Consider the following 21669-nt stretch of genomic DNA (forward strand, 5'->3'; position numbering starts at 1 on the left):
AGGCCTTCCATGACATTCCGCGCGAAGCATCTGCTGGGGATCGAACATCTTGGCCCCGACGAGATCACCACGCTGCTTGATCTGGCAGATCAATATGTCGATCTGAACCGCCGCGACGTGAAGCACACTGACACGCTGGCGGGACTGACGCAGATCAACATGTTCTTCGAGAACTCCACCCGCACGCAGGCCAGCTTCGAGATCGCCGGAAAACGGCTTGGCGCAGACGTGATGAACATGGCGATGCAGGCAAGCTCGGTCAAAAAGGGCGAGACCCTGATCGACACCGCCCTGACGCTGAACGCCATGCACCCCGACCTGCTGGTCGTGCGCCACCCGCATTCCGGCGCGGTGGATTTGCTGGCCCAAAAGGTCAACTGCGCCGTGCTGAACGCAGGCGACGGGCGGCACGAACACCCCACGCAGGCGCTGCTGGACGCGTTGACGATCCGCCGCGCCAAGGGGCGGCTGCACCGCCTCAGCGTCGCGATTTGCGGCGATATCGCCCATAGCCGCGTGGCGCGGTCGAACATCATGCTGCTGGGCAAGATGGAAAACCGCATCCGCCTGATCGGCCCGCCGACCCTGATGCCGTCGGGCATCGCCGAGTTCGGCGTGGAAGTCTTCGAGGACATGCGCGAAGGCTTGAGGGACGTCGACGTGGTGATGATGCTGCGCCTCCAGAAAGAACGCATGGATGGCGGCTTCATCCCGTCCGAGCGGGAATATTACCACCGCTACGGGCTGGACCCCGAAAAGCTGTCCCACGCCAAGCCCGACGCCATCGTCATGCATCCCGGCCCGATGAACCGCGGAGTTGAGATCGACGGCGTGCTGGCCGACGACATCAACCGTTCAGTTATCCAAGAGCAGGTGGAGATGGGCGTCGCCGTCCGCATGGCCGCGATGGAGCTGCTGGTCCGCACCCGCCGCGCCCAACCGCGCGAGGTTATGGTGTGAACGAACCCAAAGACCCCCGCATGTCCGGCAAGGTGGCGATGTACGCCCTGCTGGGCATCTTCGCCTTCACCGTTTTCATGATCTGGCTAGGGAGCTAACGCAATGTCCGACCTTTCGATCAGCGCCACCGAGCATGGCAAATTACGGGTGTTTGAACTGGACGACCAACTCGTGACCGAAATCGGCCATTCCGGCAGTCTGGACCGGTTGCAACGCGCCTTGGGCGTCGACAGCCTGAACGCCGAGGATGTGCAGATCGCGCGCGTAGAGACGCTGGGTGATCTTGGTCTCAGCGGTTTACTGCGTGAAGGCTATGACGTGACCCCGACGGCAGAGGAGGCTGCAAAGCTGGACGCGCTGGAGGGGTCCGTCGCACTGATCCGCACTGCGGCGTTTCAGGCCCCGGTAACCCTGCGCGGCGCGGGTGAGGCCAAGCTGGTCGCCACCTTCACCGAAGGCCGCGCCCCCGCGCCGAAATTCACCCCGCTGGAAAGCGACGCCGCCAAGGGCGTGCTGGAAGGTCCCTCCGCCTCGGCAAAGCCCACCAGCAGCTTCGTCAATCGGTTGCTGTTGATCGTGATGGCGGCGATGGCCGTGGCCTTCCTTTGGGTCTTCTTTTACTACATAGGGTTCTGATGGCTGACCTGCTTCTCACCAATGCGCGATTGATCGACCCCGAGGCCGGAACGGAGACGCTTGGCTCCATCCTCATCAAGGACGGGCGCATTAACGAGGTGTTAACGCAAAATACTGATATAAATGAGAAAAAGTTGACAGCTGTTAACTCGGTCGACTGCGGCGGCAAGTGCCTTGCCCCCGGCATCGTCGATATCGGCGTGAAGGTCTGCGAACCGGGAGAGCGGCACAAGGAAAGCTTCCGCACCGCCGGTCTCGCGGCGGCGGCAGGCGGCGTCACCACCATGGTCACCCGCCCCGACACGATCCCCACCATCGACACACCCGAAACGCTCGAATTCAGCAAACGCCGCGGGTCCGAGATTGCCCCCGTCCGCATCGCGCCCATGGCCTCGCTGACCAAGGGCCGTGCTGGCCGCGAGATGGTCGAGATGGGCTTCCTGATGGACGCCGGCGCGGTGGCGTTTTCCGATGGCGACAACGTGGTGTCCGACAACAAGGTGTTGAGCCGCGCGATGACCTATGCCCGCTCGCTGGGCGCGTTGGTGATGGGCCACCCGCAAGACCCCGTTCTGTCGAAGGGCGGCGCGGTGACGTCCGGCAAGTTCGCCACCCTGCGCGGCCTTCCAGCGGTCTCCCCCATGGCGGAGCGTATGGGGTTGGAGCGCGACTTGGCCTTGGTCGAGATGACAGGTGTGCGCTACCACGCGGACCAGATCTCCACCGCCGTGGCCCTGCCCGTTCTGGAACGTGCCAAGGCGGCGGGCTTCGACGTGACGGCGGGCGTGTCGATCCACCACCTGACGCTGAACGATCTGGACGTGGGCGACTACCGCACCTTCTTCAAGGTCAAACCGCCCCTGCGGTCCGAGGATGACCGCATGGCGATGGTCGAAGCCGTGGCCAGCGGTTTGATCGACGTGATCTGTTCCATGCACACACCGCAGGACGAGGAAAGCAAACGCCTGCCCTATGAGGAGGCCGCCTCCGGTGCCGTTGCCTTGGAAACCCTGCTGCCCGCCGCGATGCGGCTGCTGCACGCGGGGGCGGTAGACTTGCCGACCCTGTGGCGCGCCTTGTCGCTGAACCCTGCCAAACGGTTAGGGCTGGAAGGTGGCCAGCTCAGTGTCGGCGCCCCCGCCGATCTGGTGCTGTTCGACCCCGACGCGCCGTTCGTGATGGACCGCGAGACGCTGCGCTCCAAGTCCAAAAACACCCCGTTTGACGGCCAACGGATGCAAGGCCGCGTGCTGCGCACCTTCGTAGGCGGCAAGGAGGTCTACACCCGTGCCTGAGATCGTCACCGCCCCGTACCTGCTGGTTTTCGTCGCCGTCGCGTCCTACCTGCTCGGCTCCATCCCCTTCGGGTTGGTGATCGCCAAAGCCATGGGCTTGGGCGACCTGCGCCAGATCGGTTCGGGCAATATAGGGGCCACGAACGTGCTGCGCACCGGCTCCAAAAGCGCCGCCTTGGCGACGTTGTTGCTGGACGCGGGCAAGGGCGGCATCGCGGTGCTGTTGGCGCGGTTCCTTGTAGGCGAGGACGCCGCGCAACTGGCGGGGCTGGCGGCGTTCATCGGCCACATCTTCCCCGTCTGGCTGAACTTCAACGGCGGTAAGGGCGTGGCAACCTATCTTGGCACCCTGTTGGCCCTGTCGTTCTTCGCGGGGCTGGCGGCTTGCCTGACATGGCTGGCCTTCGCGCTGGCGTTCCGCATCTCGTCGCTGGCCGCCTTGGCTGCGGCGGCGCTGATGCCACTTTGGCTGCACTTCATGGGGCTGCCCGATTACGTGCTTCTGGCCGCGTTGCTGGGCGCGCTGATTTGGATGCGCCACGCGGCCAATATCCGCCGCATCCTGAGTGGCACCGAGAAGAAAATACAGTTGAAGAAAAGCTGACTTCGGTCGCGCCGACCGCCCGAGTTTTCCGGTCAGTGCAACCCGAGAACCGGTGTGCTGTCGCTCAGGACGGGACGCCGCAATTTCAAGGTCCGGCGTGCCTCCTGATCCAGACCGAGTCTCATCAGCACATTGACATATGCCAACTCGATCAAATCGCGCTGTGCCCGGCTCCCGCCAAGACGTTCTGTCGTCGCCATCACCTCCGCCAGGTACTCCAGTGCCGCGGCCCATCTTTCCCGGGCGATCTCACCCCACGCCTTCGCGACAGGGCGAACGAGGTCACCGGCAAAACCGTTCGCCGTCTCGGCAATATACGCAAGGCGCTCTCCGTCACCTGCCATGGCATGACAAAGTGCGGCGTGGATGTCTGCAAAGCTCTGACCTGTTTCGGGAAAGTACTGCGCCGCGTATTCACTCAGCTCGCGCCAGCGTTCGGGCGGCACCTGCACACCAGCGATTTCGGCGCGATAAAGAATGGCCGCCGTATCGGTCAGCACATTGATAGGCAGGCTCTCCGACGTTCCGGGCCGCACGCCGTTGTCGACAGTCCTCCACATGGCCTCCTCGTCCCCGTCATGCAGCGCCCAAAGTGCAACGTGCCAACTGAGGTGCCCATGCAAAACCGCCCTGTTGTCATACGTCTCCATCCAGTTGCCCAGATAGCGGCGTCCTGCGGCTATATCGCCCGCCTCATACTGCGCATGCGCCCGAAAATGCGCACCGTTGGCGTTTCTGGGGTTAAGCGCCAGCGACTTCTCCATCAGGGACTGAGACGCCGCGATCTGTCCGGTTTCACACAGCGAAAGCGCATGCATGGACATCATCCACCAGTCGTTTTCGTAATGGGGCAGCAGCGCTTCGGTGTAGGCGAGCAATTCCGCTTCGCGACCGACCTCACCCGAAAATCCTATCAATCCGAACACATTGGTGCAGAGCTGCGCGGCCATCGCGTCGCGCGGGTGGTCCCGGACATGGTCCTTGACGATGGTTTGGGCCAAACGCGGATCACCTTGAAGCAACGCCGAGAACGCCGCGATATGCGTCTGTTCGCGGTCATCCGACCGATTGGTCAAAGCTTGGGCGTGCGCGATTGCTTCCCTGGCCTCGCGCATGCGCGCCTCGTTCATGAGTGCACGTGCCAACCCCGCGCGAGCCAAGGCGAAATCAGGATCCGCAGCTATCGCTGCCTCGAAAGCGGCGACGGCACCATACTCGGCACCCAGATACAGCTGAACCCCGTGGGCGTAGTAATCCCGGGCATCAGTGTTCTTCGTGGAAACCAGGTTTCCATAACCGTCGCGCAGCGTCATCAGTGTATCCATATACCGGTGTGAGGCTAACCTACACGGTAACTGCGACGGGACCAAATGCGAGCTGAGCGCGATCAGTAGCTGTACTCGTCATAGATGCGGCTCAGGTCGCCATTCCATTCGCCGTGATACTTGGCAAGCAACTCGTCGGCGGGGGTTTGGCCCGTCTCGATGCTTTCCTTCAGCGCGTTGAGGAAATGCGTCTCGTCGGGGACCAAGCCGCCAGCGCCGGGTTTGGCGCGGGCTTTCAGGCCGGAGTCGGAGATGTTCACCACCTCGCGGGCGAGGTCGATCATCTTCATGCCGTTCACTTCGGCCGCCAAACCATCGACGGACGCCGCGACGCGCCATGCCTCGCGGGTTTCGGCATCCCAGCCTTTGGCCACGTCCCACGCGGCGTCGAGCGCGGTTTGATCATAGCACAAGCCAGTCCAGAAGGCGGGCAAGGCGCATAGACGCCGCCACGGGCCACCATCCGCGCCGCGCATCTCGATGAACTGCTTGACGCGGGCCTCGGGGAACACCGTGGTCAGGTGGTCGGCCCAGTCGGACAAGAGCGGCTTTTCGCCGGGCAAGGCGGGCAATTCGCCTTTGAGGAAGTCGCGGAACGACATACCTAAGGCATTGATATATTTGCCATCGCGGTAGACGAAATACATGGGCACATCGAGCACCCACTGCACCCATGCCTCGAACCCCATGCCTTCGTCGAAGACGAAAGGCAACATGCCGGTGCGGTCGGGGTCGAGCGAGCGCCAGATGCGGGAGCGCCATGATTTGTGGCCGTTCACCTTGCCCTCGAAGAACGGCGAGTTGGCAAACAGCGCGGTGGCTACGGGTTGCAAGGCCAGCGCTACGCGCATTTTCTGCACCATGTCGGCCTCCGACCCGAAGTCGAGGTTCACCTGCACGGTGCAGGTGCGGCGCATCATGGCGGTGCCCATGGTGCCGACCTTTTCCATGTAGTCGTTCATCAGCTTGTAGCGGCCCTTGGGCATCAGGGGCATTTCGTCATGCGTCCATTCGGGGGCGGCCCCCAGCCCGATGAACTTGACGCCAATCTCGTCAGCGACGGAGCGGACCTCGGCCAGATGGCTGTTCACCTCATCGCAGGTCTGGTGGACGGTTTCCAACGGGGCACCCGACAGCTCCAACGCGCCGCCGGGTTCCAGCGAGACATTCGCGCCCTCTTTCGTTAGCCCGATCAGGTGGCCACCCTCTTCAACCGGTGCCCAGCCGAAGCGGTCGCGCAGGCCGGACAGGACAGCGTTGATGGAGCGCTCGCCTTCGTAGGGCAATGGTTTGTGGGTGTCCTGGCAGTAGCCGAATTTCTCGTGCTCGGTGCCGATGCGCCAGTCCTGCTTGGGCTTGCAGCCGTCTTCCAGAAGCTGCGCCAGTTGGGAATGGTCGGTGATCAGGCCGCCGCCGGATTGAGGAATAGACATATCGGAGGCTCCGCCTGAGTTCGATTTCACCTAGGGGTGCGGGGAATTGCGGGGGATGTCAATGCAGGCGAGCCGGCTCTTTCGCCCAGATCACAAAGCTGTCAGGCTCCGTTGTCCCCATGGCACGGATGGCGGCCTCGTAGTCGACCCCCGTGAGCGCGGACAGCGCGTCGAACAGCTGCGCCGCCCCTTCGGCGGAGTTCGGGATCAACAGGCGGGAGCCGCCGTTTTCCTCCAGCAGCCAGTGGACGTCTTCGGAAAAGGGGCCTTGATCGTTGGTCAGGATCGTCACGCGGGCCAGATCGTTGATCGACACCGCCCCGCCGCCAAGGGGGGCGAAATAGGTGATCTGGCGCTCGTCCACCTCGACGACGCCGGGGCCATCATGGCGTTTGGGGGCAAGGCGCGCACGTCGCCAAGCCGTCCAAGAAAACGCCAGCCCTGCGATAAAGAATACGCCGCCGATCCCCTGCCAAAACAAGCCACGGATGTTGAAGATCATCACGCCGATCACGACGATCGCAATGCCGATCAGCAGCTCGAAATAGCGCCAGAACAGGTCGACGATTTCGGGACGGATCATGCCCAGTCGCCCAACGCGGATTGCCACAGCGCCAGCGCCGCGACGGCGGCGGTATCGGCGCGCAGGATGCGGGGGCCGAGGCTAATGGGGTGACTATTCGGATGGCTGCGCAGCGCGTCACGCTCGCGGTCGGAGAAGCCGCCTTCGGGGCCGATGACGATGGCCCACGGGCCTTGGGGCAGGTCTTGGAGGCGCGACGGCTCCCCCACCATGGATTCGTCGCAGAACAGCAGGTGGCGGTCTTCGGGCCAAGCGTCGAGCATGGCGGAGAGCTTCTTGATATTCGCCACCTCCGGCACGTAGGTGCCGCCGCATTGCTCTGCGGCCTCAATGGCGTGGGCTTGCAGCTTGTCCTGCCGGATGCGGTCGGAATTGGTGTAGTCGGTCTGCACGGGGAACACCTTGGCCGCACCCATCTCGGCGGCCTTTTCTACGATAAAGTCGGTGCGGGCCTTCTTGATCGGCGCGAAGAGCAGCCACAGGTCGGGGGGCGTTTGCAGGGGCAGCGTTTGCTGCTCGCAGACCACCATGCCGCGCCGTTTGGCGGCGTCGACGACGCGGGCGGTCCATTCGCCGTCCTGCCCGTTGAACAGGGCCACCACGTCACCGACGCCAAGGCGCATGACGTTAAAGAGATAATTCGCCTGCGGCTGCGTCATAGGGACCGAATTGCCCTGCCCCAATGGCTGCTCTACAAACAACCTGATTTTCGCGCGTTCCATGGGGCCGACCTTATGACCGAGACCAGCCAAACGCCAGAGGGGCAAGTGATCGACGCGGTGGATCGCAATTGGGTCGACACTTGGGCCCCTAAGGCTGCGCGGCCCTACCTGCGGCTCAGCCGTGCGGACCGGCCTATCGGGACGTGGTTGCTGTTATTGCCGTGCTGGTGGGGCGTGCTTCTGGCGGCTGCCGGAGACCCTGCGGGGTTGCGCTGGTTTGATCTGTGGATAATCACCGGCTGCGCCTTGGGCGCGTTTCTGATGCGCGGGGCGGGGTGTACGTGGAACGACATAACCGACCGCAAGATCGACGCGCAGGTGGCACGCACCAAGTCGCGCCCGATCCCCTCGGGGCAGGTCAGCGTCAAGGGTGCCGTGGCCTGGATGGTAGTGCAGATGCTGGTGTCGCTGGGCATCCTGCTGACGTTCAACTGGGCCGCCATCGCCTTGGGCGTGTTGGCCCTGCTGCCCGTCGCCATCTACCCGTTCGCCAAGCGGTTTACGTGGTGGCCGCAGGTGTTCCTTGGCCTTGCCTTCAACTGGGGCGCGTTGCTGGCATGGACGGCACATACCGGCTCGCTGGGCCTCGCGCCCGTGATCCTGTATCTGGCGGGCATCGCGTGGACGCTGTTCTACGACACAATCTACGCCCATCAGGACAAGGAAGACGACGCGCTGATCGGCGTGAAATCGACCGCGCGGCTGTTCGGCGAGGACTCCGGTTGGTGGTTGCGGCTGTTTATGGCACTCTCGGTTCTGTTGATGGCGGCGGCCATCATCGTGGCGCTGGTGCCTCACGCCAATGTTATGGCGCTGTCCCTTGCGCTTGTGGGTGCTTGGGGGTTTGGCTGGCACATGGTCTGGCAGCTGCGCCAACTGGACACCGAGGACTGGGAGGTGTGCATGCGCCTGTTCCGGTCCAATCGTGATGCGGGGCTGATACCTGCGCTGTTTCTTGCCGCTGCCGCGTTGCTTTGATTGAACAACCCACCCGCGCCCGCTACGAGTGAACCGGGGCGCTCTCCGCACCTGCAATGGTAGACGAACCGTATGAGACTAAAGACAATTGCCGCTTTCAGCATTGCTGCCGTCCTGTCTATCGGGGGGGCATGGATTTCTGCGGGACTGATCGAGGACCGGTCGTCGGAGGTCGTGACCTCCAAACTGATTGACGGGCAGCACGACTGGACCACCGTGACCACCGACGGGCTTCTTGTGGCGTTGGGCGGCGAGGCCCCCGACGAGGCCACGCGCTTTCGCGTGGTGTCTGCCGTGGGCACCGTGGTCGACCCCGACCGCATCGTGGACAACATGGACGTCAAAGCCCGCGAGAAGATCGAGGCACCGCGCTTCTCGGTCGAAATGCTGCGCAACGGCGAGGGCATTTCGCTGATCGGCCTGATCCCCCCCTTCGAGGAGGGCGACGGCATCGCCGACCAATTGAAAGACGTCGCCGAAGGCACTGGCATCACCGACCTGCTGGAGACCGCCAACTACCCCGTGCCGGAAAACTGGGACAACGCCCTGAGCTACGCCATTCAGGCGCTACGCGATCTGGAGCGGTCCAAGATTTCCGTCATGGCTGACCTGATAGAGATCACCGCCATTTCCGACAGCCCCGAAAGCAAGCGCCGGATCGAGTCGCAGCTTGCCCGCAGCGCCCCTGACGGGGTGCGGTTGCTGCTGAACATTTCCGCCCCGCGACCGGTGATCACGCCATTTACGCTGCGCTTCACCTTGGACGCGGAGGGCAATGCCGCGTTCGACGCCTGCTCGGCCGACACCGAGGCCTCCAAGGCGCGGATCATCCGCGCGGCAAGCGATGCGGGCAAGATCGAGAAACCGGAATGCGCAATCGGGCTGGGTGTGCCATCCCCGAACTGGACCAAGGCGGTCGAGGTCGCCATTGCAGGGCTGAAGGACATGGGCGGCGGGTCGCTGACCTTCTCGGACGCCGACGTCACCATGGTGGCACTGGACAGCACCAGCCAAGGCACATTTGACCGCGTGGTCGGCGAAGTCGACGCCGCCCTGCCGGAGGTCTTTTCGCTGCATGCAGTGCTGCCGGAAAAGGTTGTCGTAGACGGCACGGGCAACGACGCAGTGGTCGAATTCGTCGCCACCCGCAGCCCCGAAGGGTTGGTGCAATTGCGGGGCCGCCTGCCCGATGACGGAATCAAGAAGATCGTAGGCTCCTTCGCGCGGGCGCAGTTCGGTAGCGACAAGGTGTATCTGGCGACCCGCGACGACGAGGACCTGCCGGAAAGCTGGCCGGTGCGCGTGCTGGCCGCGCTGGAGGCATTGGGCACGCTGGAAAGCGGCAGCGCCATCGTGCAGGAAGACTACGTTGAAATCCGCGGATTGACGGGGGACAAGTCGGCCTCCGACACCATTTCGCGAACACTGGCCGACAAGCTCGGGGATGCGGAGAATTTCGAGGTCAACGTGCGGTATGACGAGTTACTGGACAAGACGCTGAATATCCCCACGCCAGAGGAATGCGTGTCGCGGATCAACACAATTCTGGCCACGTCAAAGATCGTGTTCGAGCCGTCGTCGTCAGACATTACAGAAGAGGCTGGCCGCACCATCGACAAGATCGCGGAGATTGCGAAGCAATGCGAGCGCGTGAAGATGGAAATCGGCGGCTACACCGACAGCCAGGGCCGTGAAGAGATGAACGCAGCACTGAGCCAGCAGCGCGCAGACTCGGTTCGGGCGGCGCTCATGGCGCGGCGGGTGTTGACGAGCAACATGACCTCCAAGGGCTATGGCGAAGAAGATCCGATTGCCGACAACGACACCGCCGAGGGCCGCGAGGCCAACCGCCGGATCGAGTTCAAGCTGTTGACAGACGCCCGCGCTGCGGCCACAGACGAGGACGAGACCGACGCTCCGGAAGTAGAAACCGAGACATCCAGTGAATAGAACCGAATTCGTTATCGCCACCGCCTTCATCCTGTTTCTGGCATTCTGCGTCGGCTGGTTTACCTGCTGGTTGGTACAACGGTTCAGCCGCGTGACGACGGCGGATGTGGCGGAACTGGACGAGATGGCCAAGGCCTTGCACGACGCGGAAGAGACCCGCGACCAAGCGATCACCTACCTGCAACAGCGCGAGGCGGAGCTGAGCAACCAGCTGTCACAGACCGAGGCGGAGTTGCGGGCAGCAATGGACGGGTTGCGCGACGCCCGCCATGAGGCTGAAGAGCTGCGCGGCTATATCGAGCGGACGAACCAAGGCGCCTGACGGGGCCTCCGGCGGGAATATTTTTGCCAAGATGAAGCGGAAAGCGTATTACGACCAGCGGTCGAGCGCATCCTCGTCGCTGTCTTTTGCCGCGACCCATTCCGACCCGTCTGCGGTGATCTCTTTCTTCCAGAACGGCGCGCGGGATTTCAGGTAGTCCATCAGGAACTCCGCCGCTGCGAAGGCGTCAGCGCGGTGCCGCGACGCGGTGGCGACCATCATGATGTTGTCACCCGGCTCCATGGTGCCGAACCGGTGGATCACGAGCACATCTGCAAGGCTCCAGCGTGTCTGCGCCTCTTCGCAGATTTGCGTGAGGGCGCGTTCGGTCATACCGGGGTAGTGTTCTATCAGCATGCGGGATAGCCCGCCGGAGACATCGCGGGTCACACCTGTAAAGCTGACCACCGCACCGATATCGGTGTCGCCCTTGGCGAAGGCATTGAGTTCCGCCCCCGCGTCGAACAGGGCTTCCTGAACCAGCACGCGCATGGCTTAGCCGCCTGTCATGGGCGGGAAGAACGCCACTTCACGGGCACCGCTCAGGGGCGCGTCGAAATCGGACAGGTCCTGATCCACCGCGACGCGCAGGGCGGACAGGTCGGAGAACGCCAGCGCGTAGCGCTCCTCGCGCGCGCGCAGTTCCTCGACCAGATCCATCACCGTCGTGGCGGTGGTCTCCAGCTTTTCTTTCGGGATGCCGATGCGTTCGCGCACCCACGCGAAATAGAGAACGTCGATCATGATTTTGCCTCCTCTCGCAGGAATGGCATTGCCTTGCGCAGGTAATCCCATCCGGTAATCAAAGTAAGAAGCGCCGCAGCCCAGAGCAGGACGGCGCCTATGTTGAAAGTGATCTCTGCGGCACCTGCGAACCATGTCAGGCCAAGCGGGTCGTCGGCTGCGCCCGACATGATCGCGTCCAGCGTCTCGTTATCCATGCCGGAGGTGCGATCCAGAAATTCATGCTCGAACAGGCCGGTGGCGAACAGCACCGCAATGGCGGTCATTTGCGCGGTGGTTTTCCACTTCGCCAGGTTGGTCACTTTCAGCAAGCCAGCCGTGTCGCCAAGGAATTCACGCAGCCCGGAGACGAACACCTCGCGAAACAGGATCAGGGTGGACGGCAGCAGCACCCAGGGGTTCATGCCGGAAAAGCCGGTGATCACCAGCAGCGCGATAATCACCATGGCCTTATCTGCAATCGGGTCCAGCATCGCGCCGAACTTGCTTTCCTGCTTCCACGCACGCGCGAGGTAGCCGTCGATCCAGTCGGTCAGTGCAGCGGAAACGAACAGGATCAGCGCAAACCAGTCGGCCCATGGCCGTTGGAAATACAGGAACATGACGGCCACGCCCGGGGCCGCCAACAAACGCAGAAGCGTAAGGATATTAGGAAGGTTCCACGTCATGCGACCTGTGTAGCGGAGGGTCGCGCCGGGGGGAAGTCACGAGTTCGGTCGGCTCAGGCGGGTGACCATTTGCTGCACCACTGCGTGGAAATCCTGCGCGATGTCGACTGCAAACCCTGCCTCGTCGGGCTGCAAGGGCTCCAGCGTGGCGAACTGGCTGTCGAGCAGGCTGACGGGCATGAAATGGCCGGTGCGGGCGGACATGCGAACCTCAATCACGCCGCGGTCGCCGATGAGGTGGGCAAATTTCGCCTGCGGGCACGCTGCGCGGATGCGGTCTCGGTAGGCGCGTTTTAGGGCAGAGCAGCCGATCAATGTCGGGCTGTCCGCGTGCATCAGTGCCGCACCCACCTTGTCGAGCCATGGAGCGCGGTCGGTGTCGTCGAGCGGAGAACCTGCGGCCATCTTTTCGATATTGCTTTGCGGGTGGAGGTCGTCACCGTCGAAATAGACCGCCCCCAAGTGATCCGCCACGGCATGTCCGACCGAGGATTTTCCCGATCCCGCAACGCCCATGACGATGGCTTTCAGCATCTAGAGCGACGCCGTGATGCCGCCGTCGACATAAAGGATATGCCCGTTCACGAAGCTGGACGCGGGCGAGGACAGGAACACTGCCGCACCAACAAGTTCGTCCACATTCCCCCAGCGGCCTGCGGGGGTGCGTTTTTCCAGCCACGCGGAGAAGTCGGCGTCGGCGACCAGCGCCGCGTTCAGCGGGGTGTCGAAATAGCCCGGCGCGATGGCGTTGCATTGCAGTCCGTGCTTGGCCCAATCGGTCGCCATGCCCTTGGTCAGGTTGCCCACCGCGCCCTTGGTGGCAGTGTAGGGCGCGATGCCGGGGCGGGCCAGTGCGGTTTGAACCGAGGCGATGTTGATGATCTTGCCTGCGCCGCGCCCGATCATGTGGCGCGCGACGGCTTGGCCGACATGAAAGACGGAGGCGATGTTGGTTTGCAGCAACTTCTCGAACGCGTCGGCGGGGAAGTTTTCCAGCTCGGTGCGGTGCTGCATACCTGCGTTGTTGATCAGGATGTCGATGGGGCCGGTGTTGGCCTCGAAAGTGTCCACCGCCTTGCGAACGGCCTCGTGATCAGTCGCGTCGAATGCCAGCGTATGCGGCGTGTCGAGCGCCTTGGCGGCGGCGCCGAGTTTGGCCTCGTCGCGGCCGTTCAGAATGATCTCGGCGCCTGCATCCTTCAACCCTTGGGCCAAGGCGTAGCCGATGCCCTGAGAGGAACCGGTGACAAGTGCGCGCTTGCCTGTGAGGTCGAAAAGAGCGGCGCCCTTGGTCATGGTGTCATCCTTGAAATGTTAGCGCTGGCATAGTGGCACGAAAAACGGCACATCGAAAAGCGCTTATGTTTATGGGTTGAAGCAGGGCTGCGGGTCGTTCTCGGCGGGGGTCGCCTCAAAGATCGCGCGGGCGATGGCGCGGGCAAGGCAGGTCGCGGCGGCGTGACCAATCATCAGCGGGTCGCCTTGCTTGTCACCAGCGGAGACAGCGAAAACCAGATCGCCGTCCATCGGCGTGTGCGACGGCACAATGGCCCGCGCCATGCCGTCATGAGCGGCGACGGCCATGCGTTTGGCTTGCGGTTTCGTTAATTTTGCGTCGGTGGCGACGATGGCGATGGTGGTGTTCGCACCCTCGCCCGCGTCGGTTTTCAGGGACAGCCTGACCGCGCCGTAAGAAGCGGGGTCACCGCCAAGACCGCCGAATTCGGCGTCGATTTCGGACTGTGCGGCCCAGAATTTTCCCTCGGGCGTGACGACCGAGCCGATGGGATTGGCGGTAACGATGGCGGCAACGGTGACGCCATCGTCGAGGATGATGGAGGCGGAACCCAGCCCCCCCTTGTAGGTGGCGGAGGTGGCACCTGTGCCAGCGCCGACCGACCCCAAAGCGAAGTCTTGTGCTGCGTTGTCGAGTGCTGTGCGGCCCAGTTTGGCGTAGGGGTTCTCGCCCCAGTCCTTGCGCCCGCCGTTGAGCAAATCGAAGATGATCGCAGCGGGGACGATCGGCACGCGTACGTCGCCGACCGCGAAGCCGCGCCCCTGCGCGCGCAGGCCAGCTGTTACGCCAGAGGCGGCGTCCAGCCCGAAGGCGGAGCCGCCGGAGAGGACAAGCGCGTCGACGGCTTCGACGGATTTATCGGGGTCGAGCAGGTCCGTTTCCTGCGTGCCGGGTGCGCCGCCCATGACATGGACCGACGCCATGAAAGGCGCGTCCGCAGTCAGGACGGTGACGCCGGATTTCAGGGCGTCGTCCTGCGCATGGCCGACCTTCAGGCCCGCCACATCGGTGATCAGGTTGCGCGGACCGACCTTCATCAGATGCAACGCCCACCATCGACTTCCATGCAGACGCCGGTGATCATCGACGCCTCGTCGGAGCAGAGGAAGCAGGCGGCGTTGGCCATGTCCTCGGGCGTCGAAAAGCGGCCCAAGGGGATGGTGGACAGGAACTTGGCGCGGATTTCCGGCGTGTCTTCGCCCATGAAGCTCTTGAGCAAGGGCGTCTCGCCCGCCACGGGGTTGATCGCGTTGACGCGGATGCCTTCGGGGGCAAGCTCCACCGCCATGGCCTTCGTCGCGGTGTTCATCCAGCCTTTGGAGGCGTTGTACCAGTTCAGGCGCGGGCGCGGGCTGACGCCTGCGGTGGAAGCGACGTTGAGGATGGCCCCGCTGCCCTGCTTCTTAAGCAGGGGAACGATGTGTTTGGCGGTCAGGTAGACGGATTTGCAGTTCACCGCGAAGACCTTGTCGAAGTCGTCTTCGGAGACGTCTTCCATCGGGGTCGGAAGGTGCGTGGTGCCTGCGTTGTTGATCAGGATGTCTATGCTGCCGAAAGCATCGAGCGTGGCTTGCACCATGGCTTGAACGCTGGCGTCTTGGGCGACGTTGGTCTCCACCGCGCGGGCGTTTTGGCCAAGCTCTGCCACCAAGTCATCTGCCATGTTCAGATCTGCGATCATGACATTGGCGCCCTCGGCCACGAATTTGCGTGCGATGCCTGCGCCGAAGCCCGACGCGCCGCCGGTGACGATTGCTGTTTTTCCTTCAAGACGCATGTGATGTCTCCCTTATGTTCAGTTCAGCCGTGCAAGGCGGCCACGGTTTTGAGGGTGGAGAAGCCGTAGAGCGCCTCGAACCCTTTTTCGCGGCCATGGCCGGACAGGCCGGTGCCGCCGAAGGGCAATTCCACTCCGCCGCCCGCGCCGTAGTTGTTGAGGAATACCTGCCCCGAGCGCAGGGCTTTCGCCAGCCGCATCTGCCGCGCGCCGTCGCGGGACCAGACGGAGGCGACAAGCCCGAACTGGGTGCCGTTGGCGATGGACAGCGCCTCGGCCTCGTCGTCGAATGGGATCACCACCTGGACGGGGCCGAAGATTTCTTCCTGCGCGAGGATGTGGCCGGGGCTGACGCCTGCGAACAATGTCGGGGCGACGTAGTGGCCATCTGCAGGCGCATTGTCCACGATCTGGCCTTGGGCGGCTTTTTCCAGTGATGCGCCATGGGCAAGGAAGCCCTCGACCACCTCTTTCTGGCGGGCGGAGATCAGGGGACCGACGTCCAGATCGGCCATGGCGGGACCGACTTGCAACTCGCCATAGCGGGCGGCCATGCGGTCCAGCACCTCGTCAAACACGCCGCGTTGCACAAGGATCCGAGACGAGGCGGAGCAGGTCTGGCCCGCGTTCTGCACCCCTGCGTTCACCAAGAACGGCAGCGCCGCGTCGATGTCGGCGTCGTCGAATACCAGTTGCGGGGATTTGCCGCCAAGCTCCAGCGTGACGGGGACGATATGCTCTGACGCCAGGCGCTGGATCAGCTTGCCGACGCCGACGGAGCCGGTGAAGGAGATATGGTTGACCCCGGAATGCCCCGACAACGCGGCCCCGGCCTCGATGCCCAGACCCGGCACGACGTTCAACGCACCTTCGGGCAGGCCCGCTTGGCGGGCGAGGTCGGCGAAAGCCAAGGCGGTCAGGCAAGCCTCCTCCGCCGGTTTCAGCACGGCGGCGTTGCCCATGGCCAGCGCCGCACCGACAGACCGCCCGATGATCTGCATGGGGTAGTTCCACGGGATGATGTGGCCGGTGACGCCATGCGGCTCGCGCAGGGTGTAGACAGTGTAGCCGTCGAGATAGGGGATCGTGTGGCCGTGCAACTTGTCGGCCGCGCCACCGTAGAATTCCATGTAGCGAGCCAGCGCGAGAGCGTCGGCTTTGGCCTGCTTCAGGGGCTTGCCGACATCCATGGCCTCCAGCCGCGCGAGCCTGTCAGCGTTCTCCAGAACCAACTGGCCGATGCGGGCAAGGATGCGCCCGCGTTCGGGGGCGGTCATGCGGGCCCATGGACCTTGCAGGGCCTCCTGCGCGGCGGTCACCGCGCGGTCAATATCGTCTTGCTGGCCACGGGCGATCAGGCAGATCACGTCGCCCGTAGACGGGTTCTCAAGTTCAAGTGTCTGCCCCTCCGCCGGGTCAACCCATGCACCGCCGATGAAACACAGGGCGGTATCGAACCAGATGTCTTGGATGCTCATTAGATTGGCCTTTCTATGACTCAGGAAGCGTCGGGGCGGCGGCTATCAGGGTTTGAGTGTAGGGGTGCGCGGGCGCGGTGAACAGGCGTTCTGTCGGCCCTTCTTCGACGATTTTGCCCGATTGCATGACGAGGCAGCGGTCGGTGATGGCGCGAACCACGGACAAATCGTGGGAAATGAAAAGGTATGTCAGGCCGAACCGGTCCGACAGATCGGCCAGCAAATCGAGGATTTGCGCCCTGATCGACACGTCGAGGGCCGATACGGCCTCGTCCAGTACGATGAGTTCGGGCTTGATGATAAGGGCGCGTGCGATGGCGATGCGTTGGCGCTGGCCGCCGGAGAACTCGTGGATGTATTTCGTCTTGTCGGCGGGAGTGAGGCCGACAGACATGAGCGCCTCGTCGATCTCGGCGTCGGTGGCTTTGCGGCCCAACAGATGGAACGGCTCGGACACCAGACGGGCGACCTTGTGCCGCGGATTGAAGCTGCCATAGGGGTCTTGGAACACGACCTGCATCTTGCGGCGCACCTGCGGTCCAACGGGTTGGCCGTCGAGCAGGATGGTGCCGCCTTGCAATGGTTCCAGCCCGAGGATTGCCCGCGTCAAGGTCGATTTTCCGCAGCCGCTTTCGCCCACAAGGCCAAGGCTTTCACCGCGCTTGATCTGGAAACTCACATCGTTCACGGCGCGGAAAGTATCCGCCGAACCGAAGAGGCTTTTGCGTGGCAGCGTGTAGTCGCGGATAGCGTCGTTGACCTCCAGCAGCGGTGTATCTTCTGGGCTGGCGTTGCGTTCGGGCTGGTGGCTGGACGCCGCGAACAGCGCCTTGGTGTAGGGGTGGGTCATGGTGCGGTGCAGATCCGCGCCGCCTTCCTCCACCACCTCACCGTTTCTCATGATCGCGATGCGGTGAGCCATGTCGCTGACCACGGCAAGATCGTGAGAAATGAGCATCAGCCCCATGTCATCCTCGCGCACCAGCCGCGCCAGCAGGTCGAGGATTTCGGCCTGCGTGGTCACGTCGAGCGCCGTCGTCGGCTCGTCCGCGATCAGCAGTTTCGGCTGCAAGGCAATCGCCATGGCGATCACCACGCGCTGGCGCTGGCCGCCGGACATCTCGTGCGGGTAGCGGCCGAGGGGGAACCTGTCTTGGGGCAACCCGCAGCGGGTCAGGGCATGGGCGGCACGCTCCATGGCGTCCACCTTGGAGGTTTGGGGCTCGTGGATCAGGATGGTTTCTGCCACCTGTGCGCCGATGGTTTGCACGGGGTTCAGCGCGGTCATCGGCTCTTGAAACACCATGCCCACGTCGCGGCCCCGCATCGCGCAGAGGGCCTTTTCAGACTTGGTCAGCACGTCTTCGCCAAGCAAGTTTATGCGCCCCTCACAGGTCGTGCCACGCGGCAAAAGTTGCAGGACCGAGAACGCCGTCAGCGACTTGCCGGAGCCGCTTTCGCCGATGACACCTAGGATTTCGCCATGGTTCAACGACAGCGACACGTCGCGAAGGATCGGAATACCTCGGATCGACAAAGACAGGTTTTCGATGGACAGGAGGGTCATCGCAGCACCCTCAGTTTCGGGTCCAGCACGTCGCGCAAGCCGTCACCGGCAAGGTTCAGCCCCAACACGGTGAGCAGAATGGCGAAGCCGGGGAACAGGGCGACATGGGGGGCGAGCGCGATCAGGGTTTGCGCGTCTGCCAGCATCCGGCCCCAGCTTGGCGTGGGGGGCTGCGCACCTAGGCCAACATAGGACAAGGCGGCCTCGGCCAGAATGCCCAACGAGAACTGGATCGTCCCTTGCACGATCAGCAGGTTGGCGACATTGGGCAGGATATGCTCGACTGAAATGCGGGTCGCGCCCTTGCCTGCGACCCTCGCCGCCAGCACGTAGTCACGCGTCCAAAGAGACAGCGCCGCGCCGCGTGTCAGGCGGGCGAAAACGGGAATGTTGAATATGCCGATGGCGATGATGGCGTTGACGGCAGAGGGGCCGAAAATGGCGGTGATCAGGATGGCGATCAGCAGCGAGGGAAAAGCGAAGATCAAGTCGTTGCCGCGCATGATGACCTCGTCCAGAAGCGAGCCTTTGCGGGCGGCGGCGGCAAGGCCAAGGGGCACACCTAGCCCCATGCCGATCACCACGGCGACGATAGCCACGGCGATGGAAGTGCGTGCGCCGACCATGATCATCGAGAAGATGTCGCGCCCGAAATGGTCGGTGCCGAACCAATGGGCGGCGGTCGGGGGCTTCAGCTTGTTGGCAATTTCCAGAACGGTGACGTCATAGGGCGTCCAGGCGAAGGAGACCAAAGCGCCGATTGCGAAAATTGTGGTGAGGATGAGGCCGAAGGTGAGGTTCCTCATGACCGCCCCCTGAGGCGCGGATCGACCCACGCATAGGCCAGATCGACAGCGAAATTGACCATGATGACGGCGAAGACCAGCAAGAAGACCACGCTTTCCACCATGATCAGATCGCGCTGCGAAATGGCTTGGAACACGAGCCTCCCGAGGCCCGGCAGATAGAACACGTTTTCGATGATGATCGCGCCCGCCAACAGGAACGAGAATTGCAGGCCGATGATCGTCAACACGGGGATCATGGCGTTGCGCAGGGCGTGCCGCCAGAGCGCTTGGCGCTGCGTTAGACCCTTGGCGCGGCAGGTGCGGATGTAGTCCTCCGACAAGGTATCCAGCAGCGCGGAGCGCATGACGCGGGCAAGGATCGAGGCTTGCGGCAAAGCCAGCGCGATGGCGGGGAGGGTCAGGGCTTTGAGGGCCGCCAGCGGGTTTTCCCAGCCCGGAAAGCCACCTGCGGAGAACCAGCGCAGGTTGATCGAAAAAAGTAACACCATGAGCATGGCGAACCAGAAATTGGGGATGGCGATGCCCAACTGCGTAGCGCCCATGACCGACATATCCGCCCAAGAGCCGCGTTTGGTGGCGGCGAGGATGCCGACCGGAAAGGCAATGAGGACCGTGAGGCCAAGCGCAATCAACGCAAGAGGAAGAGATATCCAGAGGCGGTCCCCGATGATCTCGGCCACTGGTGAGCGATACGTGTAAGAGGTGCCGAAATCGCCCGACAGCATTCCGGTGACCCATGACAGGTAGCGCGTTGCAAGCGAGGCGTTCAGCCCCAGTTCCTCGCGCAAGGCGGCAACAGTGTCGGGCTGTGCGTTGATGCCCAGCATGAAGGAGGCAGGGTCTCCCGGGATCACCTCGATACAGGCAAAAATGACAAGGCTCGCCACGATCAGCGAGATCGCAAGCGAGCCTAACCTTTTGAGAGCATAGCGTAGCATTGTTGTCCGCTATGCCCCGCGTTTACTCGGCCCAGCTAACGGCGGTCAGATCAATCGCCTGCGTCGGTGCGTCGGGCCAGATGCCTTGCAGCTTGGCATTGACCACCGTGGTCAGGGCCAACTGGAACAGATAGACGTTGACGTAATCCTCGGAAATGATCGTCTGCGCCTGTTGCAGCATCTCGGTCCGCTTGTCGCCGTCGGCTTCCACATCGAAATCGGCCATCAGCTTTTGCAAATCGGGGTTGTCATACTGAAAGTAGTAGTCCGGCCGCGCGTAGATGCCGATATCCATCGGTTCCGTATGCGACACGATGGTCAGGCCAAAATCCTTGCCACGGAAAGCCTGTTCCAGCCATTGCGCCCATTCAAGGTTGCTGATTTCCGTCTCAATCCCCACGGCGCGCAATTGCGCCGCAATGATCTCGCCGCCGCGACGCGCGTAGGAGGGGGGCGGCAGTTTCAGCGTGGTTTTGAACCCGTCAGCCATGCCAGCCTCTGCCAGCAAGGCTTTGGCTTTCTCGGGGTCGTATTCGGAATTTCCGGTCAGGTCGATGTAAGCCGGATTATGCGGCGCAAAGTGCGAGCCGATAGGTGTGCCGTAGCCGAACATCGCGCCGTCAATGATCGCCTGGCGGTCAATGGCGTGGCTCACAGCCTGACGCACCAGCTTATTGTCGAAAGGGGCTTGCTTGTTGTTCATGGCGAGGATCGTCTCGCCCTCGGTATTCCCGGCCAGCACGGTGAACCGCGGGTCGGCCTCGAACTGCGCGAGGTTTTCAGGCGCGGGGTAGCTGTAGAACGCATCCACGTCCTCGGCCATCATCGCGCCAAAAGCGGCTGTCGGCTCGGAGATGAATTTGAACGTGGCCTTGTCCAGCTTGGCCGGCTCCCCCCAGTAGTCCGAATTCTTCACCAGAGTGATGCTGTCACCCTGCTTCCAGTCGTCAAACTTGAAAGCACCTGTGCCGATCGGTTTGACCTTGATGTCGTCGATGCTCTCGGGCGCCACAATCACCGCGTCGCCCCACGCCATGTTGAACAGGAAGTTGCCCTGTGGCGCGGTCAGAGTGACCTTGACGGTCAGCGGGTCCACAGCCTCGACGTCTGCGATATTCTCGAACAGCGCTTTCTGCGCGTTCACAGAATCCTCGGCCCGCGCACGGTCGAGCGAGAATTTCACATCGGCGGAATCGAGGTCGGTTCCGTCGTGAAACTTGACACCTTCATGCAGCTTGAAGGTGTAGGTCTTGCCGTCCTCGGAAATGTCCCATTCCTCGGCCAGTCCATTAATGACCGAGCCGTCAGAGGCGAAACGCATCAATCCTTCGAACACGTTGGAGTAAAGCACCTGATCAATCGCCCCTGCCGCTGCAGATGTGGGATCGAGGTGAGGCGGCTCCAATTGCAGACCGACGGTCACGTCCGTTTTGGCCATGGCCGCCCCGGTCAAGAGCGCGGTTGCCGCCACGGTTCCAAAAATCCAGCGGGTCATAGGGGGTATCCTCCGTTCAAGCTGACGCGAGTCCCCGCGCCTTTGCGGCGAAGTTTGTAGCGGATTGGCACGGTACGCAAGCGCAAGC

Annotated in this window: 23 protein-coding genes; 7 read left to right on the plus strand and 16 right to left on the minus strand. The window is 63.0% G+C overall.

The window, feature by feature from the left end; all coding sequences use genetic code 11:
- Window positions 1-9 precede the first annotated feature (9 nt).
- From THALAR_RS09305 to plsY, 4 genes are all read left to right on the plus strand, one after another.
- The gene (locus tag THALAR_RS09305) at window positions 10-960 is read left to right on the plus strand and encodes an aspartate carbamoyltransferase catalytic subunit (protein ID WP_021101283.1); all 951 of its coding nucleotides are present in this window, start codon (window positions 10-12) and stop codon (window positions 958-960) included.
- Window positions 961-1062: 102 nt separating this feature from the next.
- Complete coding sequence (locus tag THALAR_RS09310; protein ID WP_021101284.1) at window positions 1063-1596, plus strand: hypothetical protein; 534 nt, start codon at window positions 1063-1065, stop codon at window positions 1594-1596.
- The gene (gene pyrC, locus THALAR_RS09315) at window positions 1596-2891 is read left to right on the plus strand and encodes a dihydroorotase (RefSeq protein ID WP_021101285.1); all 1296 of its coding nucleotides are present in this window, start codon (window positions 1596-1598) and stop codon (window positions 2889-2891) included. The genes THALAR_RS09310 and pyrC overlap by 1 nt, the downstream gene beginning before the upstream one ends.
- Window positions 2884-3495, plus strand: coding sequence for a glycerol-3-phosphate 1-O-acyltransferase PlsY (gene plsY, locus THALAR_RS09320; RefSeq protein WP_021101286.1), 612 nt, complete (start codon window positions 2884-2886; stop codon window positions 3493-3495). Before pyrC ends, plsY begins: the two co-directional genes overlap by 8 nt.
- Window positions 3496-3527: 32 nt before the next feature.
- On the opposite strand, the gene THALAR_RS09325 is transcribed toward plsY, so the two are convergent.
- The 4 genes from THALAR_RS09325 to THALAR_RS09340 all read right to left on the minus strand — a co-directional run bounded on the left by THALAR_RS09325 (window position 3528) and on the right by THALAR_RS09340 (window position 7558).
- Window positions 3528-4820 carry a tetratricopeptide repeat protein gene (locus THALAR_RS09325; RefSeq protein WP_245622400.1) on the minus strand — a complete coding sequence of 431 codons (1293 nt, stop codon included), beginning with the start codon at window positions 4818-4820 and terminating at the stop codon, window positions 3528-3530.
- Between the two features lie 62 nt (window positions 4821-4882).
- Entirely contained in the window at window positions 4883-6253 is a 1371-nt protein-coding gene (locus THALAR_RS09330) for a glutamate--cysteine ligase (RefSeq protein WP_021101289.1), read from the minus strand.
- Between the two features lie 58 nt (window positions 6254-6311).
- The gene (locus THALAR_RS09335; RefSeq protein ID WP_021101290.1) at window positions 6312-6836 is read right to left on the minus strand and encodes a hypothetical protein; all 525 of its coding nucleotides are present in this window, start codon (window positions 6834-6836) and stop codon (window positions 6312-6314) included.
- Window positions 6833-7558, minus strand: coding sequence for a 16S rRNA (uracil(1498)-N(3))-methyltransferase (locus THALAR_RS09340; protein WP_021101291.1), 726 nt, complete (start codon window positions 7556-7558; stop codon window positions 6833-6835). Before THALAR_RS09340 ends, THALAR_RS09335 begins: the two co-directional genes overlap by 4 nt.
- Before the next feature lie 12 nt (window positions 7559-7570).
- On the opposite strand from THALAR_RS09340, the gene ubiA reads away from it, so the two are divergent.
- The 3 genes from ubiA (at window position 7571) to THALAR_RS09355 (ending at window position 10808) form a co-directional block, all read left to right on the plus strand.
- Window positions 7571-8536, plus strand: a complete 966-nt coding sequence (ubiA, locus tag THALAR_RS09345) for a 4-hydroxybenzoate octaprenyltransferase (RefSeq protein ID WP_021101292.1) — start codon at window positions 7571-7573, stop codon at window positions 8534-8536.
- Between the two features lie 72 nt (window positions 8537-8608).
- Entirely contained in the window at window positions 8609-10486 is a 1878-nt protein-coding gene (locus THALAR_RS09350) for an OmpA family protein (RefSeq protein WP_021101293.1), read from the plus strand.
- A complete protein-coding gene (locus THALAR_RS09355; RefSeq protein ID WP_021101294.1) occupies window positions 10479-10808 on the plus strand; it encodes a hypothetical protein in 330 nt (109 codons plus the stop codon). The genes THALAR_RS09350 and THALAR_RS09355 overlap by 8 nt, the downstream gene beginning before the upstream one ends.
- Window positions 10809-10856: 48 nt before the next feature.
- Here the strand turns inward: THALAR_RS09355 and THALAR_RS09360 are convergent, their stop codons facing one another.
- The 12 genes from THALAR_RS09360 to THALAR_RS09415 all read right to left on the minus strand — a co-directional run bounded on the left by THALAR_RS09360 (window position 10857) and on the right by THALAR_RS09415 (window position 21581).
- Window positions 10857-11300 (minus strand): molybdenum cofactor biosynthesis protein MoaE, encoded by a 444-nt coding sequence (locus THALAR_RS09360; protein WP_021101295.1) that lies wholly within the window; start codon window positions 11298-11300, stop codon window positions 10857-10859.
- 3 nt (window positions 11301-11303) lie between these two features.
- On the minus strand, window positions 11304-11552 hold the full coding sequence (gene moaD, locus THALAR_RS09365) for a molybdopterin converting factor subunit 1 (protein WP_021101296.1): 249 nt from the start codon (window positions 11550-11552) through the stop codon (window positions 11304-11306).
- Window positions 11549-12220, minus strand: a complete 672-nt coding sequence (gene pgsA, locus THALAR_RS09370) for a CDP-diacylglycerol--glycerol-3-phosphate 3-phosphatidyltransferase (RefSeq protein ID WP_021101297.1) — start codon at window positions 12218-12220, stop codon at window positions 11549-11551. Before pgsA ends, moaD begins: the two co-directional genes overlap by 4 nt.
- A gap of 36 nt (window positions 12221-12256) precedes the next feature.
- Complete coding sequence (locus THALAR_RS09375) at window positions 12257-12754, minus strand: gluconokinase (protein WP_021101298.1); 498 nt, start codon at window positions 12752-12754, stop codon at window positions 12257-12259.
- The gene (locus THALAR_RS09380) at window positions 12755-13516 is read right to left on the minus strand and encodes an SDR family oxidoreductase (RefSeq protein ID WP_021101299.1); all 762 of its coding nucleotides are present in this window, start codon (window positions 13514-13516) and stop codon (window positions 12755-12757) included.
- A 69-nt stretch (window positions 13517-13585) separates the two neighbouring features.
- On the minus strand, window positions 13586-14554 hold the full coding sequence (locus tag THALAR_RS09385; RefSeq protein ID WP_040818161.1) for a P1 family peptidase: 969 nt from the start codon (window positions 14552-14554) through the stop codon (window positions 13586-13588).
- The gene (locus THALAR_RS09390) at window positions 14554-15294 is read right to left on the minus strand and encodes an SDR family oxidoreductase (protein WP_021101301.1); all 741 of its coding nucleotides are present in this window, start codon (window positions 15292-15294) and stop codon (window positions 14554-14556) included. Before THALAR_RS09390 ends, THALAR_RS09385 begins: the two co-directional genes overlap by 1 nt.
- A 23-nt stretch (window positions 15295-15317) precedes the next feature.
- Window positions 15318-16772 carry an aldehyde dehydrogenase family protein gene (locus THALAR_RS09395; protein WP_021101302.1) on the minus strand — a complete coding sequence of 485 codons (1455 nt, stop codon included), beginning with the start codon at window positions 16770-16772 and terminating at the stop codon, window positions 15318-15320.
- Between the two features lie 13 nt (window positions 16773-16785).
- Entirely contained in the window at window positions 16786-18339 is a 1554-nt protein-coding gene (locus tag THALAR_RS09400; RefSeq protein ID WP_021101303.1) for an ABC transporter ATP-binding protein, read from the minus strand.
- Window positions 18336-19145, minus strand: a complete 810-nt coding sequence (locus THALAR_RS09405; RefSeq protein WP_021101304.1) for an ABC transporter permease — start codon at window positions 19143-19145, stop codon at window positions 18336-18338. The genes THALAR_RS09400 and THALAR_RS09405 overlap by 4 nt, the downstream gene beginning before the upstream one ends.
- On the minus strand, window positions 19142-20086 hold the full coding sequence (locus THALAR_RS09410) for an ABC transporter permease (protein WP_021101305.1): 945 nt from the start codon (window positions 20084-20086) through the stop codon (window positions 19142-19144). The genes THALAR_RS09405 and THALAR_RS09410 overlap by 4 nt, the downstream gene beginning before the upstream one ends.
- A 22-nt stretch (window positions 20087-20108) precedes the next feature.
- Window positions 20109-21581 (minus strand): ABC transporter substrate-binding protein, encoded by a 1473-nt coding sequence (locus THALAR_RS09415; RefSeq protein ID WP_021101306.1) that lies wholly within the window; start codon window positions 21579-21581, stop codon window positions 20109-20111.
- Between the last annotated feature and the right edge of the window lie 88 nt (window positions 21582-21669).

Source organism: Litoreibacter arenae DSM 19593, from assembly GCF_000442275.2.
In the GTDB taxonomy this organism is placed as follows: domain Bacteria; phylum Pseudomonadota; class Alphaproteobacteria; order Rhodobacterales; family Rhodobacteraceae; genus Litoreibacter; species Litoreibacter arenae.

What these genes read in the sequence shown, in the direction of transcription:
- THALAR_RS09305 (WP_021101283.1), top strand. Translation starts at nt 10, where the DNA reads ATGACATTCCGCGCGAAGCATCTGCTGGGGATCGAACATCTTGGCCCC.
- THALAR_RS09310 (WP_021101284.1), top strand. Translation starts at nt 1,063, where the DNA reads ATGTCCGACCTTTCGATCAGCGCCACCGAGCATGGCAAATTACGGGTG.
- pyrC (WP_021101285.1), top strand. Translation starts at nt 1,596, where the DNA reads ATGGCTGACCTGCTTCTCACCAATGCGCGATTGATCGACCCCGAGGCC.
- THALAR_RS09325 (WP_245622400.1), bottom strand. Translation starts at nt 4,820, where the DNA reads ATGGATACACTGATGACGCTGCGCGACGGTTATGGAAACCTGGTTTCC.
- THALAR_RS09330 (WP_021101289.1), bottom strand. Translation starts at nt 6,253, where the DNA reads ATGTCTATTCCTCAATCCGGCGGCGGCCTGATCACCGACCATTCCCAA.
- THALAR_RS09335 (WP_021101290.1), bottom strand. Translation starts at nt 6,836, where the DNA reads ATGATCCGTCCCGAAATCGTCGACCTGTTCTGGCGCTATTTCGAGCTG.
- THALAR_RS09340 (WP_021101291.1), bottom strand. Translation starts at nt 7,558, where the DNA reads ATGGAACGCGCGAAAATCAGGTTGTTTGTAGAGCAGCCATTGGGGCAG.
- ubiA (WP_021101292.1), top strand. Translation starts at nt 7,571, where the DNA reads ATGACCGAGACCAGCCAAACGCCAGAGGGGCAAGTGATCGACGCGGTG.
- THALAR_RS09350 (WP_021101293.1), top strand. Translation starts at nt 8,609, where the DNA reads ATGAGACTAAAGACAATTGCCGCTTTCAGCATTGCTGCCGTCCTGTCT.
- THALAR_RS09360 (WP_021101295.1), bottom strand. Translation starts at nt 11,300, where the DNA reads ATGCGCGTGCTGGTTCAGGAAGCCCTGTTCGACGCGGGGGCGGAACTC.
- moaD (WP_021101296.1), bottom strand. Translation starts at nt 11,552, where the DNA reads ATGATCGACGTTCTCTATTTCGCGTGGGTGCGCGAACGCATCGGCATC.
- pgsA (WP_021101297.1), bottom strand. Translation starts at nt 12,220, where the DNA reads ATGACGTGGAACCTTCCTAATATCCTTACGCTTCTGCGTTTGTTGGCG.
- THALAR_RS09375 (WP_021101298.1), bottom strand. Translation starts at nt 12,754, where the DNA reads ATGCTGAAAGCCATCGTCATGGGCGTTGCGGGATCGGGAAAATCCTCG.
- THALAR_RS09380 (WP_021101299.1), bottom strand. Translation starts at nt 13,516, where the DNA reads ATGACCAAGGGCGCCGCTCTTTTCGACCTCACAGGCAAGCGCGCACTT.
- THALAR_RS09385 (WP_040818161.1), bottom strand. Translation starts at nt 14,554, where the DNA reads ATGAAGGTCGGTCCGCGCAACCTGATCACCGATGTGGCGGGCCTGAAG.
- THALAR_RS09390 (WP_021101301.1), bottom strand. Translation starts at nt 15,294, where the DNA reads ATGCGTCTTGAAGGAAAAACAGCAATCGTCACCGGCGGCGCGTCGGGC.
- THALAR_RS09395 (WP_021101302.1), bottom strand. Translation starts at nt 16,772, where the DNA reads ATGAGCATCCAAGACATCTGGTTCGATACCGCCCTGTGTTTCATCGGC.
- THALAR_RS09400 (WP_021101303.1), bottom strand. Translation starts at nt 18,339, where the DNA reads ATGACCCTCCTGTCCATCGAAAACCTGTCTTTGTCGATCCGAGGTATT.
- THALAR_RS09405 (WP_021101304.1), bottom strand. Translation starts at nt 19,145, where the DNA reads ATGAGGAACCTCACCTTCGGCCTCATCCTCACCACAATTTTCGCAATC.
- THALAR_RS09410 (WP_021101305.1), bottom strand. Translation starts at nt 20,086, where the DNA reads ATGCTACGCTATGCTCTCAAAAGGTTAGGCTCGCTTGCGATCTCGCTG.
- THALAR_RS09415 (WP_021101306.1), bottom strand. Translation starts at nt 21,581, where the DNA reads ATGACCCGCTGGATTTTTGGAACCGTGGCGGCAACCGCGCTCTTGACC.